Origin of the sequence: Bradyrhizobium sp. B124 (assembly GCF_038967635.1) — a bacterium.
Taxonomy (GTDB): Bacteria; Pseudomonadota; Alphaproteobacteria; order Rhizobiales; family Xanthobacteraceae; genus Bradyrhizobium.
This window is the reverse complement of record NZ_CP152413.1, coordinates 2004452-2021262: the sequence shown is the minus strand read 5'-3', so window position 1 is coordinate 2021262 and position 16811 is coordinate 2004452. Positions and strand designations below refer to the sequence as shown.

At 63.5% G+C, this 16811-nt stretch carries 15 protein-coding genes; 9 read left to right on the top strand and 6 right to left on the bottom strand.

Translation table 11 applies throughout. The features are described 5' to 3' along the window. Positions 1-48 precede the first annotated feature (48 nt). The 3 genes from AAFG13_RS09730 to AAFG13_RS09720 all read right to left on the bottom strand — a co-directional run bounded on the left by AAFG13_RS09730 (position 49) and on the right by AAFG13_RS09720 (position 2070). Positions 49-627 (bottom strand): Hpt domain-containing protein, encoded by a 579-nt coding sequence (locus AAFG13_RS09730; protein WP_212309822.1) that lies wholly within the window; start codon positions 625-627, stop codon positions 49-51. Positions 628-636: 9 nt separating this feature from the next. Next, positions 637-1182 (bottom strand): response regulator, encoded by a 546-nt coding sequence (locus AAFG13_RS09725; protein WP_194460645.1) that lies wholly within the window; start codon positions 1180-1182, stop codon positions 637-639. Positions 1183-1290: 108 nt separating this feature from the next. Next, positions 1291-2070 (bottom strand): NAD kinase, encoded by a 780-nt coding sequence (locus AAFG13_RS09720; RefSeq protein WP_176530474.1) that lies wholly within the window; start codon positions 2068-2070, stop codon positions 1291-1293. 162 nt (positions 2071-2232) lie between these two features. Between AAFG13_RS09720 and AAFG13_RS09715 the strand changes: the two genes are divergently transcribed. Beyond that, positions 2233-3816, top strand: a complete 1584-nt coding sequence (locus tag AAFG13_RS09715; RefSeq protein WP_342711884.1) for a peptidase S10 — start codon at positions 2233-2235, stop codon at positions 3814-3816. 410 nt (positions 3817-4226) lie between these two features. On the opposite strand, the gene AAFG13_RS09710 is transcribed toward AAFG13_RS09715, so the two are convergent. After that, on the bottom strand, positions 4227-5108 hold the full coding sequence (locus AAFG13_RS09710; protein WP_212309820.1) for a LysR substrate-binding domain-containing protein: 882 nt from the start codon (positions 5106-5108) through the stop codon (positions 4227-4229). 182 nt (positions 5109-5290) lie between these two features. Here AAFG13_RS09710 and AAFG13_RS09705 point away from each other — a divergent pair, with 182 nt between their 5' ends. Beyond that, the gene (locus tag AAFG13_RS09705) at positions 5291-5752 is read left to right on the top strand and encodes a (2Fe-2S)-binding protein (RefSeq protein ID WP_342711883.1); all 462 of its coding nucleotides are present in this window, start codon (positions 5291-5293) and stop codon (positions 5750-5752) included. A 2-nt stretch (positions 5753-5754) separates the two neighbouring features. Next, positions 5755-7932 carry a xanthine dehydrogenase family protein molybdopterin-binding subunit gene (locus tag AAFG13_RS09700; RefSeq protein WP_342711882.1) on the top strand — a complete coding sequence of 726 codons (2178 nt, stop codon included), beginning with the start codon at positions 5755-5757 and terminating at the stop codon, positions 7930-7932. A 274-nt stretch (positions 7933-8206) separates the two neighbouring features. Here AAFG13_RS09700 and AAFG13_RS09695 read toward each other — a convergent pair whose 3' ends face one another. Continuing rightward, on the bottom strand, positions 8207-9586 hold the full coding sequence (locus AAFG13_RS09695; RefSeq protein ID WP_342711881.1) for a M20/M25/M40 family metallo-hydrolase: 1380 nt from the start codon (positions 9584-9586) through the stop codon (positions 8207-8209). 181 nt (positions 9587-9767) lie between these two features. Then, entirely contained in the window at positions 9768-10664 is an 897-nt protein-coding gene (locus tag AAFG13_RS09690; protein ID WP_212309816.1) for a DUF2189 domain-containing protein, read from the bottom strand. A gap of 570 nt (positions 10665-11234) precedes the next feature. Between AAFG13_RS09690 and coxB the strand changes: the two genes are divergently transcribed. The 6 genes from coxB to AAFG13_RS09660 all read left to right on the top strand — a co-directional run bounded on the left by coxB (position 11235) and on the right by AAFG13_RS09660 (position 16780). After that, positions 11235-12068 (top strand): cytochrome c oxidase subunit II, encoded by an 834-nt coding sequence (coxB, locus tag AAFG13_RS09685; RefSeq protein ID WP_229168327.1) that lies wholly within the window; start codon positions 11235-11237, stop codon positions 12066-12068. 71 nt (positions 12069-12139) lie between these two features. Then, entirely contained in the window at positions 12140-13915 is a 1776-nt protein-coding gene (gene ctaD / locus AAFG13_RS09680) for a cytochrome c oxidase subunit I (RefSeq protein WP_342711880.1), read from the top strand. Then, positions 13912-14616 carry a cytochrome c oxidase subunit 3 gene (locus tag AAFG13_RS09675; RefSeq protein ID WP_342711879.1) on the top strand — a complete coding sequence of 235 codons (705 nt, stop codon included), beginning with the start codon at positions 13912-13914 and terminating at the stop codon, positions 14614-14616. Before ctaD ends, AAFG13_RS09675 begins: the two co-directional genes overlap by 4 nt. Before the next feature lie 15 nt (positions 14617-14631). After that, a complete protein-coding gene (locus AAFG13_RS09670) occupies positions 14632-15354 on the top strand; it encodes a heme-copper oxidase subunit III family protein (protein WP_212309812.1) in 723 nt (240 codons plus the stop codon). A gap of 9 nt (positions 15355-15363) precedes the next feature. Beyond that, positions 15364-15771, top strand: a complete 408-nt coding sequence (locus AAFG13_RS09665) for a cytochrome C oxidase subunit IV family protein (protein ID WP_207830629.1) — start codon at positions 15364-15366, stop codon at positions 15769-15771. Between the two features lie 100 nt (positions 15772-15871). Then, positions 15872-16780 carry a heme o synthase gene (locus tag AAFG13_RS09660; RefSeq protein ID WP_342711877.1) on the top strand — a complete coding sequence of 303 codons (909 nt, stop codon included), beginning with the start codon at positions 15872-15874 and terminating at the stop codon, positions 16778-16780. Positions 16781-16811: the final 31 nt, after the last annotated feature.

The window sequence follows — 16811 nt, the reverse complement described above, 5'->3', positions numbered from 1 at the left end:
CCCGAGATTGACGATAGTTGAAGCCGTGGCCGCCGCCGCGGCGCGCTGTTATTCGCCCGGCACAATGCTCGGCGCGAGGATGGCCTCGAGATGCTCGGGGCGGTCGCGGTTGGCGTGGGTCAGGAACTCGTCGGCGATGCCGCGGAGCTGCTTGCTCAGCACGCCGGCCACGACCGCGGTGTCGAGCTTGGTGCGGTTCCGTACGATCGCCTGAACGGCATTGATGTGGTGCGCGATCAGCTGTTGCGGCACCGCGGCGAGGTCAGGCGCGTGCTCGATGATGCGGCACAGGCTCTCGGCCGCCGCCGCCGCCGAGGGATAACCGAATGTCGCGGCATCGCCCTTGATGTCATGCGCGGCGCGGAACAGCTCCTCGCGCGTCCTGTCGTTGAAGCCCTCGCGCTGCACCGTGTCGTGCGCGGCGGAGAGGCGGTCGGCCTCGATCGTCATCCATTCCTTGAATTCGCCCGACAGCCCGGCGAGCGCCTTTTCGGCGCGGCCGACCGGATCATCGAGATCGCTCTCGGGGACGCGCAGCAGCACCTTGCGCAGCGGGTTCGGCTGCGTGATGACATGGTGGGTGCCGAAGCTCTTGACCTCGATCGTCCCGGGTTTGTCTTTCGCCATGGCGATATCCTAAATGCTCGAGCGCGCCTTCTCGAGCAGCGACGGCTGTTGCAGGATTTCGACCTCGCCGCTGCCGCGGCGTTCGGGGCCGATATAGGTGTTGGTGGTGTTGCGGCGGCGGTCGGGGCCGAAATAGGTCTTGGTCTTGATGAACGGGCGCGGATTCGCGACCACGTTCATGATGCGCTGGTAGAGGCCCTTGGCCGAGATCGGCTTGGCCAGGAATTCGGTGACGCCGGCATCGCGCGCCACGGTGACGCGGCGCTTCTCGGAATGGCCGGTCAGCATGATGATCGGCGCGTAGGGATTGCCCTTGGATTCCGGCTGCCGGATCATCTGCGCGAGCTCGAGCCCGTCGAAGATCGGCATCGACCAGTCGGTGATGACGATGTCGGGCACGTAATGGGTGTACATCTCGAGCGCGGTCGCGCCGTCCTCGGCCTCATAGACCTCGCGCGCGCCGAACGAATGCAGCAGCGTCCGCAGGATGCGGCGCATGTGCGGATTGTCGTCGCAAATCAAAAATCGCAGCTTGTTGAAATCGATGCGATACATGGTCCGGTCCCGAACGGGCATACCGGGCCAATGCGGTATTACCCAGCGTTAACCATATCCCGCCCGGGGTTAATGATTGGTTGCCGGGCAGGGTGGGGCGGCGCGCCGTCAGTAGCCGAACTGCTCGCGCAGGATTCGCTCTTCGAGCGAGTGGCCGGGATCGAACAGCATCCGCATCGCGATCGTCTTGTCGGACAGCACCTCGACGCGGCGGACGTCGCGGACCTCGTCATGGTCGGCGACCGCGGCAACCGGGCGCTTCTCGTCCTCGATCACCTCGATCACCACGAAGGCGGAGTTCGGCAGCAGCGCGCCGCGCCAGCGCCGCGGCCGGAAGGCGCTGATCGGGGTCAGCGCCAGGAGCGCCGCGTTGATCGGCAGGATCGGACCCTGGGCGGAGAGGTTGTAGGCGGTCGACCCGGCCGGCGTCGCCACCAGGATGCCGTCGGCCATCAGCTCGGGCATCCGCTCATGCTCATCGATCAGGATGCGCAGCTTGGCGACCTGGTAGGTCTGCCGGAACAGCGCGACCTCGTTGATGGCGTGATGCAGATGCACCGCGCCGTGGATGTCGGTCGCGCGCATCAGGAGCGGATTGATCAGCGACTCCCGCGAAGCGGCCAACCGCGTGCGCAGATCGTGCGTCGAATATTCGTTCATCAGGAAGCCGACGGTGCCGCGATGCATGCCGTAGATCGGCTTGCCGCTGCGCATGTTGGCGTGCAGCGTCTGCAGCATCAATCCGTCGCCGCCGAGCGCAACCACGACGTCGGCATCGGCGGCCGAATGGTTGCCGTACATCGCGGTCAGCTGCTCGAGCGCGGTCTGCGCTTCCGCACTGGCGCTGGCGACGAAGGCGATCTTGTCATACCGCTTGGAGCTAGCCATCGCTCACGAACTCGTTTGGCACGGAACACGCCGCGCTCGTCTATACATCCCGGGCGGCCTTGTCGAGATGGTCCCGTGAGAGACCCGATGCCCAACGGGTGCCGCCAGACTAGCGCAGTTCGCTAGTGATAGGCGTAAATGTCGGCCCAGGGAGTGAACGGCATGGCTAACAGTTTTGCGACACAGCTCACCGCGGCGTTGCTGGTGGCCTGCCTCGCAACCGCGGTGCGGGCCGACGACGAGACCCCGCAGCCGTCGCCGTCGCCGAGCGCGCAGGCCCCAAGCGGTCAGAACCCAAGCGGCCAGAAGGGACGGGCTGGGCGCGGCGAGACCGGCTCCGGCGCCAATGCCGCGGCCAACGCGCCTGCCGCCGAGCAACACCGCCTGCCGCCGGATTCCACGACCAAGCAATCGGTCGCGCTGCCCGGCCGCACGCTCGCCTTCAGCGCGACCGCGGGCTCGATCCGCGTGTTCGACGACAAGGGCGAGCCGCTCGCCGACATCGCCTACACCTCCTATCAGCTCGACGGTGCCGAGAAGGCGAGCCGCCCGGTGACGTTCCTGTTCAACGGCGGGCCGGGCTCCGCGTCCGCCTGGCTGCAATTCGGCAATGTTGGGCCGTGGCGACTGCCGTTCGACGGAGCGGTGGCCTCGGCCTCGCCGGAGCTGCAGCCGAATGCGGACACCTGGCTCGATTTCACCGATCTTGTCTTCATCGATCCGGTCGGCACCGGCTACAGCCGTTTCGTCACCACCTCGGAGGATGCGCGCAAGCGCTTCTTCACCGTCGATGGCGATGCCAATTCGGTTGCGCTGGTGATCCGCCGCTGGCTGGAGAAATACGACCGGCTGACCTCGCCGAAATACGTTGCCGGTGAAAGCTATGGCGGCATTCGCGGACCCAAGGTGGTGCGCAATCTGCAAATGCAGCAGGGTGTCGGCGTACGCGGCCTGATCCTGATCTCGCCGGTGCTCGATTTCCGCGACTATACCGGCTCCAGCCTCCTGCAATATGTCGCGAGCCTGCCGACCATGACGGCGGTCGCGCGGCAGGCGAAGGGGCCGGTGACGCGCGAGGATCTTGCCGACGTCGAGAGCTACGCGCGCGGCGATTTCCTGCTCGATCTCGTCAAAGGGCAGGCCGACACCGAGGCCACCGCGCGGCTCGCCGACAAGGTCGCGAGCCTGACCGGCATCGATCCGGCGGTGAGCCGCAGGCTCGCCGGCCGCTTCGACATCAGCGAATTCCGCCGCGAGTTCGATCGCAAGAACGGCAAGGTGACCGGCCGCTACGATGCCTCGATCGAAGGCTTCGATCCCTATCCGGACTCCAGCTCCTTCCGCTTCAACGATCCGTCCGGCGATCCGCTGATGGCGCCGCTGACCAGCGCCGCCGTCGACCTCACGACGCGCAGACTGAACTGGCGGCCGGACGGTTCGTATCATCTGCTCAGCGAAAGCGTGAGCAAGGGCTGGGAGTTCGGCCACGGCATCAGCCCGCCGGAATCGGTGACGCAGCTGCGCCAGATGCTGGCGCTCGACCCCAAGCTGAAGCTCCTGATCGGTCACGGCCTGTTCGATCTCGCAACGCCGTACTTCGCCTCGAAGATCATCCTCGACCAGCTGCCGGCCTTCGCGGGTCCGGGCCGCACCAGGCTCGCGGTCTATCCCGGCGGCCACATGTTCTACTCCCGCGACGGCTCGCGCCAGGCATTCCGCAAGGAGGTCGAGGCGCTGGTGAAGTGAGGGTTGGCGTGGCGGCATGGGTTGCGCCGCTGGCGCCACGTATACCGCCGTCGTCCCTGCGAAAGCAGGGACCCATACGCCGCGGCGGATGCTGTAGGCGGGACTCGTCGTTCCAACGTCGCGCATCAATTTACATTGGTGGTTATGGGTCCCTGCTTTCGCAGGGACGACAGTGAGTTTGTTGCGCCGCCCGCTGCAAACATTCTCGTCGTCCTGGCGAAAGCCAGGACCCATAACCACCGAATTCGACTATGAACGAGATCGTGGCCCCAGCGTCGCGCAACAACTGCTATTTGGGGTTATGGGTCCCGGCTTTCGCCGGGACGACAGCGAATGTGTTGCTTGGCCGGTGAGTCATACATCCGCGTTCTCGAGACATGATCTTCCGAATTGCACCGGGTCAATTGGTCTCAGCCATAGGTCTCCACAATGAAGTCGATCAGGGCGCGGAGCTTCGGTGTCATCTTGCGGTGCTTCGGCCACAGGATCTGGCGCGCGCGGGCTTGCGTCGAGTAGTTCGGCAGCAGCACCTGCAGCCGGCCTGCGGCGATATCGTCGGCCAGCAGTTCGTCGCGCATCAGCACGATGCCAGCGCCGGCCAGCGCCGCATAGCGGATGCCGAACGCGCTGTTGATGAAGAAGCGGCTCGCGACATCGACATGCACTTCGCCCTCCGGTCCGACGAAGGTCCATCGCTGCCCGTCCGACCAGCCGGGATAGCGCAGGCATTCATGGTGGGTGAGATCTCCCGGATGCGTTGGTGTGCCGCGTTCGGCGAGATAGCTCGGCGCGGCGCACACCACTCCTGTGTAGGGCGACAGCGAGCGCGACATCATGGTGGAGTCGGTCAGCGTGCCGACGCGGATCGCGGCGTCGAGGCCTTCCTCGAGCAGATCGACCATCCCGTCGCTGAGCACGAGGTCGACCGAGACTTCCGGATATCTCTTCATGAAACGGACGAGCGCGGGCGCCAGGCTGTACGACCCGAAGGCGACCGAGGTCGCCACGCGCAGCTTGCCGCGCGGCGCGCTCAACGCCTCCTCGACCAGCGCATCGCCGGCCTCGGCCTGTTCCAGCAACTGCTTGCAGTGATCGAGATAACTGCGGCCGAGTTCGGTGAGACCCTGCCGCCGCGTCGACCGGTTGATCAATTGCGAGCCGAGCCGGTCCTCGAGAAAACGGATATGCTTGCCGATCATGGTCGGCGAGATCCGCAGCTCTTTGGCCGCCGCAGTGAAGGAGCCGAGATCGGCGACGCGGGCGAACACGGCCATGCTGGTCAGTCGGTCCATGGATTATAAACCAATGGTTATTTCATTGCGCATCATCGCGCCGCTTATGCGGCATTGGAATTGGATTTATTACCACAAGTGAGTAATCGGCGCGAATGCGCGTTCGATCGCTTCGGAATGTCGCGGTTGCGCCCGGAGGGGCGCAGTCCGGGCGGGTCTCGAACCAGGACAGGAGTGTCAGGATGCCTTTCCAGATCATGATCAATGGGACCGGTCATTCGGTCGATGCCGATGGCGATACGCCGCTGCTGTGGGTGCTGCGCGACGTGCTCGGCATGACCGGCACCAAATTCGGCTGCGGCATGGCGCTGTGCGGCGCCTGCACGGTGCATCTCGATGACAGCGCGGTGCGCTCCTGCATCACGACGATCGACAGCATCGGCGACTCCAAGATCACGACCATCGAGGCGGTCGGCAACACGCCGGCCGGCAAGAAGATCCAGGACGCCTGGCTCGCGCATGAGGTGCCGCAATGCGGCTACTGCCAGTCCGGGCAGATCATGTCCGCCGCCGCCTTGCTCGCAGGCAAGCCGAAGCCGACCGATGCTGACATCGACGACGCGATGTCGGGCAACATCTGTCGCTGTGGGACCTATGTCCGCATTCGCGAAGCCATCAAGCAAGCCGCGCAGTCGGGAGGTTGATCATGACGCTGATGAACAATGTGTCTGAGCGCTCCGCCGATCTGTCGCGCCGCAACTTCCTTCGCGCCAGCGCGATCGCAGGCGGCGGCCTGCTGCTCAGCGTGAGCCTGCCGTTCGCGAGCCGCGAGAGCGGAGCCGTGGCCGCCGGTGACTTCGCGCCGAATGCCTTCATTCGGATCGGCGGCGACGGCAAGGTCGTGCTCACGATGCCCTATGTCGAGATGGGGCAGGGCACCTACACCTCGATCCCGATGCTGATCGCCGAGGAGCTCGAGATCGGCCTGACGCAGGTTCAGCTCGAGCACGCGCCGCCGAGCGACAAGCTCTATGCCAACCCGCTGCTCGGCGTGCAGGCCACCGGCAATTCGAATGCCATGCGCGGCGCCTGGCAGCCGATGCGCAAAGCCGGCGCCACCGCGAAAGCGATGCTGGTCGCAGCCGCGGCGAAGCGCTGGAACGTCGAACCCGGCTCGTGCCGCGCCGAGAACGGCGAGGTGCATCATGCAGCGTCGGGACGAAAGCTCGGTTACGGCGAACTGGCGGCCGATGCGGCGCAGATGCCGGTGCCGGAGAACGTGGCGCTGAAGAGCCCGGCCGAGTTCAAGCTGATCGGCACGCCGGCCAAGCGGCTCGATACGCCCTCCAAGATCAACGGCTCGGCGGTCTATGGCATCGACGCGCGGCCGCCCGGCGTGAAGGTCGCGACGCTGGCTCAGTCTCCCGTGTTCGGCGGGCGGGTCAAGCGCGTGGATGATGCGGCGGCAAAGGCCGTCAACGGCGTGCGCCAGATCGTGAAGCTCGATGACGCGGTCGCCGTGGTGGCCGATCACATGGGGGCGGCGAAGAAAGGTCTCGCGGCGCTCACGATCGAGTGGGACGAAGGGCCCCACGCCAAGCTCGCCACGTCAGATATCGCGCGCGAGCTCGAAGCCGCCACCACGAAGCCCGGCGCGGTCGCGCAGAATATCGGCGACGCCGACAAGGCGATGGCGGGCGCGGCGACCAAACTCGAGGCGACCTATCAGCTGCCGTTCCTCGCCCATGCCACGATGGAGCCGATGAACTGCACCGTGCATGTTCGCGTCGACGGCTGCGAAATCTGGGTCGGCAATCAGGCGCTCTCGCGCGTGCAGGCGGTAGCCGCGAAGATGCTGGACCTGCCGCCCGAGAAGGTGGTGGTGCACAATCATCTGCTCGGCGGCGGCTTTGGCCGCAGGCTCGAGGTCGATGGCGTCATTCGCGCCGTGCAGATCGCAAAGCAGGTCGATGCGCCGGTCAAGGTGGTGTGGACCCGCGAGGAGGACATCCAGCACGACATGTACCGGCCGTACTGGTGCGACCGGATTGCGGTCGGTCTCGATGCATCGGGCAAGCCGGTCGCCTGGAACAATCGGTTCGCGGGTTCTTCCGTCATTGCGCGATGGGCACCGCCGGCGTTCCGCAACGGTCTCGACCCCGACACGACAGAGGGTGCGATCGATCTCGTCTATGACATTCCGAACTTCCACGTCGAATATGTCCGGGTCGAGCCGCCCGGCATTCCGACCGCGTTCTGGCGCAGCGTCGGGCCCTCGCACAACGTGTTCGTCACCGAAAGCGTGATCGACGAGATGGCGGCGGCCGCCAAGCAGGACCCGGTCGATTATCGCCGGGCGTTGCTCGGCAAGTCGCCGCGCGCCAAGGCGGCGCTCGAGCTCGCGGCGGCCAAGGCCGGCTGGGGCGGCAAGTTGCCTGCCGGGCGCGGCCGCGGCGTGTCGCTGCAATTCGTGTTCGGCAGCTACCTCGCACAGGTCGCCGAGGTCGAGGTTGCCAAGGACGGTTCGGTCCGCGTCCACCGCGTCGTCTGCGCGATGGATTGCGGCACCGTGGTCAATCCCGACACGGTGCAGGCGCAGCTGCAGAGCGGCATCAATTTCGGGGTCACCGCCGCGCTCTATGGCGAAATCACGCTGAAGGACGGCCGCATCGAGCAGAGCAATTTCGACAGCTACCAGATGCTGCGGATCGATCAGGCTCCGGCCATCGAGGTCCATATCGTGCCGAGCACCGAGCCGCCCGGCGGCATGGGCGAGACCGGGACATCGGGAATCGTGCCTGCGATCAACAATGCGATCTTCGCGGCAACCGGCAAGCGGCTGCGGAAGATGCCAGTCGATCCGGCGGTGTTGAAGCGGACGTGACCGATTGAGGGATGGCACAGCTGTGCTTCGCGGGCCGAGGGTGACTTCGGCTCGCGCGCGGCACCGCATTCTCGCGACATGATTGTCCGAGTTCTGCTCTTCATTCCGCTCTCTCGCTTGAAGAGGGCGCAGGGAAAGCCGGGTGCCGATCGCACCCATGAGTCCGGTGCAACAAAAAGCACGGGAGGTAGGGCCACAGGTGTAACCGCAGCAATCCGGCTTTCCCTGCACGATGGCCTTACGGGTCTTGTTCTATTGCCTCGACAGGCGGGGTCTAGCCCTCGCGCCGGAACTGGCCGAGTTCGTGCAACAATGCAGCCCCGGTCCGCAAGCCGCTGTAGAAGCAGTCCAGCGTCATATTTTCGTTCGGCGCATGGTTGGCTTCGTCCGGATTGGCATAGGGCGTGACGAAGGCGGGGATGCCCAGGAGCTTGGTGAAAACGTAGTTGGGCAGACTGCCGAAGCCGGCCGGTATCAGCAGCGGCTCCTGGCCATGGGCGGCAACGAAGGCGCGGCGCAGCGGCGCGGTGTAGGGCGAGGCGATCGGTGTCTTCGAGGGCTGCATTCCCATGTCTGCAGCGACGAACTCGACCTCGGGCGCATGCTTGGCGACGTGAGCGCGGACCTTGCGCAGGATGTCCTCGGCGTCCTGAGCCTCGACGAGACGGATGTCGCATTTGACGAAGGCCTCGTTCGGCAGCACCGTCTTGGTGCCGGGGCCGCCATAGCCGCCGTGGAAACCGTTGATGGTCAGCGTCGGCTGGAAGCAGAGACGGTCGTAGAAGGGGCGGTCGGCAGGCGCGTCGAGGCGCTTCAGTGCAAGGCTCGCTTTGACGGCCTCGATATCGAGCGGCAGGCGCTCGATCGCCGCCAGTTCCTCAGCCGCCGGTGGCTCGACGGCATCATGCAGCCCCTCGATGGTGATCTCACCGGCCGCGTTCTTCATCGTGCCGAGAAGGTGGACCAGCGTCCAGATCGGGTTCGGCACGACGCCGCCGAAGTTGCCGGAATGGACGTCGCGGCTGGCATGGCGGCAGCGCAACTCGAAGGAGACGACGCCGCGCGAGCCGAATTTGATCGTCGGTGCGCCGCTGGCATGACGCGGGCCGTCGGCGGTGACGGCAAGATCGGCCTTCAAAAGATGCGCGTTGGCGCGCACGAAACCGGCGATGTGCGGGCTGCCGATCTCTTCCTCGCCCTCCAGCAGCAGGATGACGTTGCAGGGCAGTTCGCCGTGCACCTTGAGATGGGATTCGATCGCCAGGATCTGGGCGAGGTGCTGGCCCTTGTTGTCACCGACGCCGCGTGCATAGAGCCGGCCGTCCCGGATCGTCGGCTCGAACGGCGGCGATATCCATTTCTCGAGCGGGTCGGCCGGCTGTACGTCATAGTGTCCGTAGAGCAGGACGGTCGGCTTGCCTGGTGCCTTCTCCCAGCGCGCCACCACCATCGGATAACCCTCCGTGAGAACAAGGCCGGCTTCGAGGCCGATCCCTGTGAGCATCTCGACCAGCAGGGCGCCGACCTCAGCGATGCCGATGTTCTCGGCGCTGATGCTCGGATGGCGCAGATAGGCGATCAGGCGCTGCAGGAAGCTGTCGCGGTTGGCTTCGATATGAGTGAAGACGGCAGCCAATGCATCGGAAGAAGCCATGATGAGCACCTGGCAACGGAGCGGTCGTCGCACCGGAAGACGCCGGCGCGATCAGCGTCGGATTGCGCGAGTGCTTTACCTCCCGCCAAAGAGACAATCAACGGGAGACGTCAATCGCCATCGGCGCGACAACAACTACGTCCGCCATGCCCTGCGAGCGATCAAGCTCGCGCCGGTATCGCTAACGCTCACGGCTCCACGGGAAGAGCGAGGCCGGGAAATCGGCCGCGTAGCGGTGACCGATCGGCGGGCGGGGCTCCTCTTGTGGAGGATTCGGGTCAGGCTCGATCACCTTCCTGTAAAGATGCCAGGTCGCATGACCAAGCACCGGCAGAACGACGCAGAGACCGACGAAGAATGGCAGCGAGCCCACGGCGAGCAATACCGCAACGATCAATCCCCACGCGGCCATCTCAATTGGATTCATCATCACGGCCCGTATCGAGGTACGGATCGCATCGATCGCTGTCGCATGGCGGTCGAGCATCAGTGGAAACGAGACGACGCTGACGCACAGAGCAACCAGGGCGAACAGGAAGCCGACGCCGCATCCGACGACGATGAGCGACCAGCCTTCGGGTGTCGTCAACACGCGCTCTGCGAAATCAGGGATGCTCGCAGCCGGAGCATAGCCGAAAGTCGCAATGTAGATCGCGTCCGCGGCGGCGATCCAGACCCCGAACAGAACGAACAGGAGAATGCCAAGTTCGAGCATGGCGCCGAACGACGGCGCGCGCAGCACCTGCATTGCATCCCAGGCTCCTGGCTCCTCTCCCCGCTCGCGGCGGCGACTCAGTTCGTAGAGGCCCAATCCGGCGAAAGGACCGATCAGGGCGAAGCCGGCGGCGAGCGGAAACAGCAGCGGCAGCACCGAATAGCCGATCACAAGTCTGAACAGGACAAGTCCGAGGACGGGGTACATCACGCACAGGACGATGGCGTGGGTCGGGATGGCCTTGAAGTCTTCCCAGCCGAGGCGCAGCGCGTCGCCGAGGTCGGAAAGGCTGATCTTGCGAACGACAAAGGCGGTCGAGACGCCAAACAATTGCAGTTTGGGTCGTGCGAATACGGTGGTCATGGTTCCGGTCTCCTTGCTGCTTGTGCCCGCAGGGGAACGGAGCGCCATCAACACACGCACATCCGCCTCATGCGCGAAAATCGCGACTGAGTCCGGCAAATCAGATTCAACCAGAAGGAGCTTGCCGGACGACATCTGTCGCAACCGGTCCAATCAAACTAGTCCGATACGCAGCAGAAGCAAGATGGCGAACGCGGTCGGGAGAATTGTGCAATCGCACAGGCCGGGTTTTGCGATGCACCATCTGATGGCGGGTCCCGATCGGTGCTCTCCGGCACGCAATGCATTCGCGCCAACGCGCGCCGGACAGAGGTGGGACATACTCCTCTATTGACGCCGGGCTCGACGAGTACCATCTTGAATGAACTGAACGCCCCCAAGCTCCGATGAGATTGCGGCCGTGACGTTGATCCTTTGTCATGATGTCCCAGCGTCGCGACCGGCAGAATGGGCGAGGCAAAAGGCACGGTGATGGTGTACGTGGCACCATACCTTTGACACCATACCTTTGACGTGAGCTCCGCCCTTTCGTTCGTCTCCGTAGCCTTCAATGGCAAGGAGGAATGAGGGATGGCTGTCGCGCTCGTACTGCTCCTGGTTGCGGTCGCCTCGGTGCTGTTTCATATCTACAGCCCGTGGTGGTGGACGCCGATCGCCTCAAACTGGCGTTACATCGACGACACGATCAATCTGACGTTCTGGATCACCGGTGCGGTTTTCTGCGCGGTCATCGCGTTCATGGCCTACTGCGTGTTCCGCTTCCACCACAAGGAGGGACGGCGGGCCGCCTACAATCCCGAAAACAAGAAGCTCGAATGGTGGCTCAGCATCGTGACGGCAGTCGGCGTCGCCGCCATGTTGGCGCCAGGCCTGGTCGTCTGGCACCAGTTCGTCACCGTTCCCGACGACGCGACCGACGTCGAGGTCGTTGGACAACAGTGGATGTGGAGTTATCGGCTTCCAGGAAAAGACGGCCGGCTCGGCACGTCAGATGCGCGCCTGATCAGTCCCGACAATCCTCTGGGGTTGAACCCCAACGACCCGAACGGACAAGACGACATCGTCGTTCAAAGCGACGATCTGCATCTGCCGGTTGGGAAGCCGGTGAAGGTGCTGCTCCGCTCAATTGACGTTCTGCATGATTTCTACGTGCCCGAGTTCCGGGCCAAGATGGACATGATACCGGGCTCGGTGACCTATTACTGGTTCACGCCCACCCGCACCGGAACATTCGACGTCCTCTGTGCGGAGCTGTGCGGTACCGCGCACGCGCAGATGCGGAGCAGGGTCGTCGTGCAGGAAGCGAAAGAATACCACGCGTGGCTCGAGAGGCAGCGGACGTTTGCGGAGTTGTCAGGGCAGCACGACGTCGCGAAGGCCGCGTACAGGACTGGTCGCGAATGAACATGCCGACGAGGATCAGCCGGATATGAGGTGAACTCGTCGCTGAGCGGAAGACCAAGGAGGCTATTCCGATGGTCGATATCCCGTTTGATGAGGTTGCAGGCATCCCGCCCGCCGAAGTAGGTGAGGTCGAACTCTATCACCCGCACAGCTGGTGGACGAGGTACGTCTTTTCGCAAGACGCCAAGGTTATCGCCGTCCAGTACTCGATCACGGCGATGTCGATCGGAATGGTTGCGCTGGTGCTGTCGTGGATGATGCGGCTGCAACTGGGATTTCCCGGCACATTCTCCTTTATCGACGCCAATCAGTACCTTCAGTTCATCACCATGCACGGCATGATCATGGTGATCTACCTGCTCACGGCGTTGTTCCTCGGCGGCTTCGGCAACTACCTCATCCCGCTGATGGTCGGCGCGCGGGACATGGTCTTCCCCTACGTGAACATGCTGAGCTACTGGGTCTACCTGCTCGCCGTGCTGGTGCTGGTCGCGACGTTCTTCGTGCCCGGCGGGCCGACCGGCGCAGGCTGGACGCTTTATCCACCCCAGGCGATTCTCTCCGGTACCCCCGGGCAGGATTGGGGCATCGTTCTCATGCTGGCCTCGCTGATCCTGTTCATCATCGGCTTCACGATGGGCGGGCTCAATTATGTGGTGACGGTGCTGCAGGCCCGCACGCGCGGCATGACGTTGATGCGGATGCCCCTGACGGTGTGGGGCATCTTCACGGCCACCGTGATGGCGCTGTTGGCCTTCCCGGCGCTGTTCGTCGCCTCGGTGATGCTGTTGCTGGACCGTCTCCTGGGAACCAGCTTCTTCATGCCGACGCTGGTCGAGATGGGCCAGCTGACGAAGTATGGCGGCGGCAGCCCGATCTTGTTCCAGCATTTGTTCTGGTTCTTCGGCCACCCCGAAGTCTACATCGTCGCCTTGCCGGCCTTCGGCATCATTTCCGATCTGATCAGCGTCCACGCGCGAAAAAACATCTTCGGCTATCGCATGATGGTTTGGGCGATCGTGGCAATCGGTGCGCTCAGCTTCGTCGTATGGGCGCACCACATGTATGTGAGCGGCATGAACCCGTATTTCGGGTTCTTCTTCGCCACCACGACACTCATCATCGCCATCCCGACTGCAATCAAGGTCTACAACTGGGTGTTGACGCTGTGGCGCGGCGACATCCATCTCACGGTACCGATGCTGTTCGCGCTCGCGTTCATCATCACATTCGTGAACGGCGGCCTGACCGGACTGTTTCTCGGTAACGTGGTCGTGGACGTTCCGCTGTCGGACACGATGTTCGTTGTCGCGCACTTCCACATGGTGATGGGTATCGCGCCGATCATGGCCGTGTTTGGCGGACTCTATCACTGGTATCCGAAAGTCACCGGACGCATGCTCAATGAGGCGCTTGGACGTTTCCACTTCTGGGTGACGTTCATCGGGGCCTATGCGGTCTTCTTCCCGATGCACTATCTGGGCCTGCTCGGGATGCCCCGCCGCTATCACGACATCGGCGAGACAACCTTTGTCCCGGCATCCGCGCATGACCTCAATGCGTTCATGAGCGTGGCGGCGCTGATTGTCGGCTTCGCCCAGCTTGTCTTCCTGTTCAATCTCATCTGGAGCCTGCTCAAAGGAAAAGAGGCTGGCAGCAACCCCTGGGGAGCAGCCTCGCTGGAGTGGCAGACACCGGAAACCCCGCCCGGACATGGCAACTGGGGCAAGGACCTCCCGATCGTCTATCGCTGGGCCTACGATTACAGCGTGCCGGGCGCTGCGGGGGACTTTGTGCCGCAAAATGAACCGCCGGCCGGATTGGCGACGCAGGGAGCCCATCCGTGAGTGCCATCATCCTGTTCACTGTTACAATCGCAGCGATCGCGGGATGGTGGCTCTCGCAGCAACGGCTGGCGGCCAAACCATGGCTCGAACAAGGAGTGGACGTCGATGTTCGCGGGGAGCGCGGTTCGTCTGTGCCGACGGCGAAGATCGGACTGGGCGTATTTCTCGCGGTCGTCGGCTCGTTGTTCGCGCTCCTGATCAGTGCTTACTCGATGCGCAACAGCATGGTGGACTGGCGGGAGCTGCCCCTGCCCAGGCTGTTGTGGTTCAATACGGGCGTCCTGGTCATCAGCAGTGTAGCGCTGCAATGGGCGTACATGGCCGCGCGACGCGACGATATTGACGGCTTGATCGTCGGCCTGCTGATCGGCGGAGCATCCGCCGTGACCTTCCTGGCCGGGCAGCTATTGGTCTGGCAGCAGCTGAAGGCCGCCGGCTATTTCGTGGCGTCCAATCCGGCCAATTCCTTCTTCTACCTGATCACCGCGGTGCACGGACTGCATCTGATGGGCGGTCTGGTGGCGCTCGGCAGGACGACCGCCAAGGTGTGGCGTGGCGCGCCGATGATGCAGATGCGCCTGAGCGTGGAGCTCTGCGCCATCTATTGGCATTTCCTGTTGTTGGTCTGGCTGATCTTGCTCGGTCTGCTGACGGGCTGGACCGACAATTTGGTCGACATCTGTCGCCAGTTGCTCACCTAGCGAAGGCGGGAAGCGATGACGGAAACCACACTTGCACCCCCCCAGACGTCGCCCGGAACGATACCCGGATTGCGCGGCATCGCCGCCGACTGGGCCTCGGACCAGCGTGCCTTCAAGCACGTGTCCTGGGGGAAGGCCATGATGTGGATCTTCCTTCTGAGCGACACCTTCATCTTCAGCTGCTTCCTGCTGTCGTACATGACGGCGCGAATGTCGACGACCGTGCCGTGGCCCAATCCCAGCGAAGTCTTCGCGCTCAATCTCGGCGGCAAGCACATCCCGCTCATCCTGATCGCGATCATGACTTTCATCCTGATCAGCAGCAGCGGAACGATGGCGATGGCCGTCAACTTCGGTTACCGCCGGGATCGCCTCAAAACGGCGGCCTTGATGCTGGCCACCGCGGCATTTGGCGCGACGTTCGTCGGAATGCAGGCCTTCGAATGGACCAAGCTGATCATGGAGGGCGTGCGGCCGTGGGGCAATCCATGGGGCGCGCCGCAATTTGGTGCATGCTTCTTCATGATCACCGGCTTCCACGGCACCCACGTGACCATCGGCGTGATCTTCCTGATCGCCGTCGCGCGAAAGGTTTGGCGGGGAGACTTCGACGTCGAGCGGCGTGGCTTCTTCACGAGCCGGAGGGGGTATTACGAGATCGTCGAGATCATGGGCCTGTACTGGCACTTCGTCGATCTGGTGTGGGTATTCATCTTTGCCTTTTTCTATCTCTGGTGAGGTTGGCGCATGACAAACGCAGCGGTACATGTGGAAGGGCAGGCAACGCAACATGGGCTGCACGCGTATGTGCACGACGCAGTCGCATCAGGAGCCACGCACGCCAAGGGCCAGCAGCATCCGATCAAGCTCTATCTCGTGGTCTGGGGATGGCTGTTCGTGCTCAGCACTTGCTCATACCTCGTCGACTTCTTCGGCATCCATGGCCATCTCCGCTGGTCACTGATCCTGCTGTTCATGGTGCTGAAGGCCGGCCTGATCGTTGCCGTGTTCATGCACATGGCCTGGGAGCGGTTGGCGTTGGCCTACGCCATCCTGTTGCCGCCGGTGCTCGTGCTGGTTTTTGTAGGGATCATGGTGTTCGAATCCGACTATACGCACCTGCTTCGGGTCATGTTTTTCGCGCCGGCGAGCTAGAAGCAGGACGGCTGAGAACTCGCCACGTCATCTGGGACTCTGCGAAGAAGGCCTTCAACCGATGGCCTTTTGAGTATCGAACTGACGAGGAATCAATCTCGTGCAAATCAATCGTTCAATTCTTCGCCGGAGCTATACCAACATCGGAGACTACGTCGCACTGACGAAACCGCGCGTCATGTCGCTGGTCGTCTTCACCGCACTGGTCGGTCTCATGGTCGCACCAGGGGGCATCGATCCCGTCACCGCCGTCGTTGCTCTTGCTTGCATAGCTGCGGGAGCTGGCGCCGCAGGTGCGCCCAATATGTGGTACGATGCCGACATCGATGCGGTGATGGCGCGGACCGCCATCCGTCCAATCCCCGGCGGCCGTGTATCGCGCCCGGAAGCACTGGTTTTCGGATTGATGCTCGGGACGTGCGCCGTCCTGGCCCTCGGCACTTTGCTGAACATGGCCGCTGCTGCACTCCTTGCTTTCACGATTTTCTTCTACGTCGTCGTCTACACGATGTGGCTCAAACGCCGAACACCGCAAAATATCGTCATTGGCGGTGCCGCTGGCGCACTCCCTCCGGTGATCGGCTGGGTCGCGGTCACCGGAAGCGTCGGGCTCGAGCCGCTCATCCTGTTCTTGATCATCTTCCTTTGGACGCCACCCCACTTCTGGGCATTGTCGCTCAATCTTGCCGGAGAATATGCCCGCGCCGGGGTGCCGATGTTGCCGGTTGTCGCCGGCAAGACTGAAACAAAGCGCCAGATTCTTCTCTATAGCGTGCTTTTGGCTCTGATCTCGCTGCTACCCTATGCACTGGGATTCGCGGGGGGCATCTATGGCGCGGCCGCGGCGATGCTGGGAGCGATCATGATCTCTCTCGCATGGCAAGTGCGTCGAAGCCACGACAGGGAGAGGCGGCCTGCTCGTCGCTTGTTCGTGTTTTCGATGCTCTATCTGGTGCTTCTTTTTGGTGTGCTGCTGTTGGATGCCGCACCCTACGCCCAGTCCTACTAACGCGACGCATTCGAATCGACGGCCGCGGGGC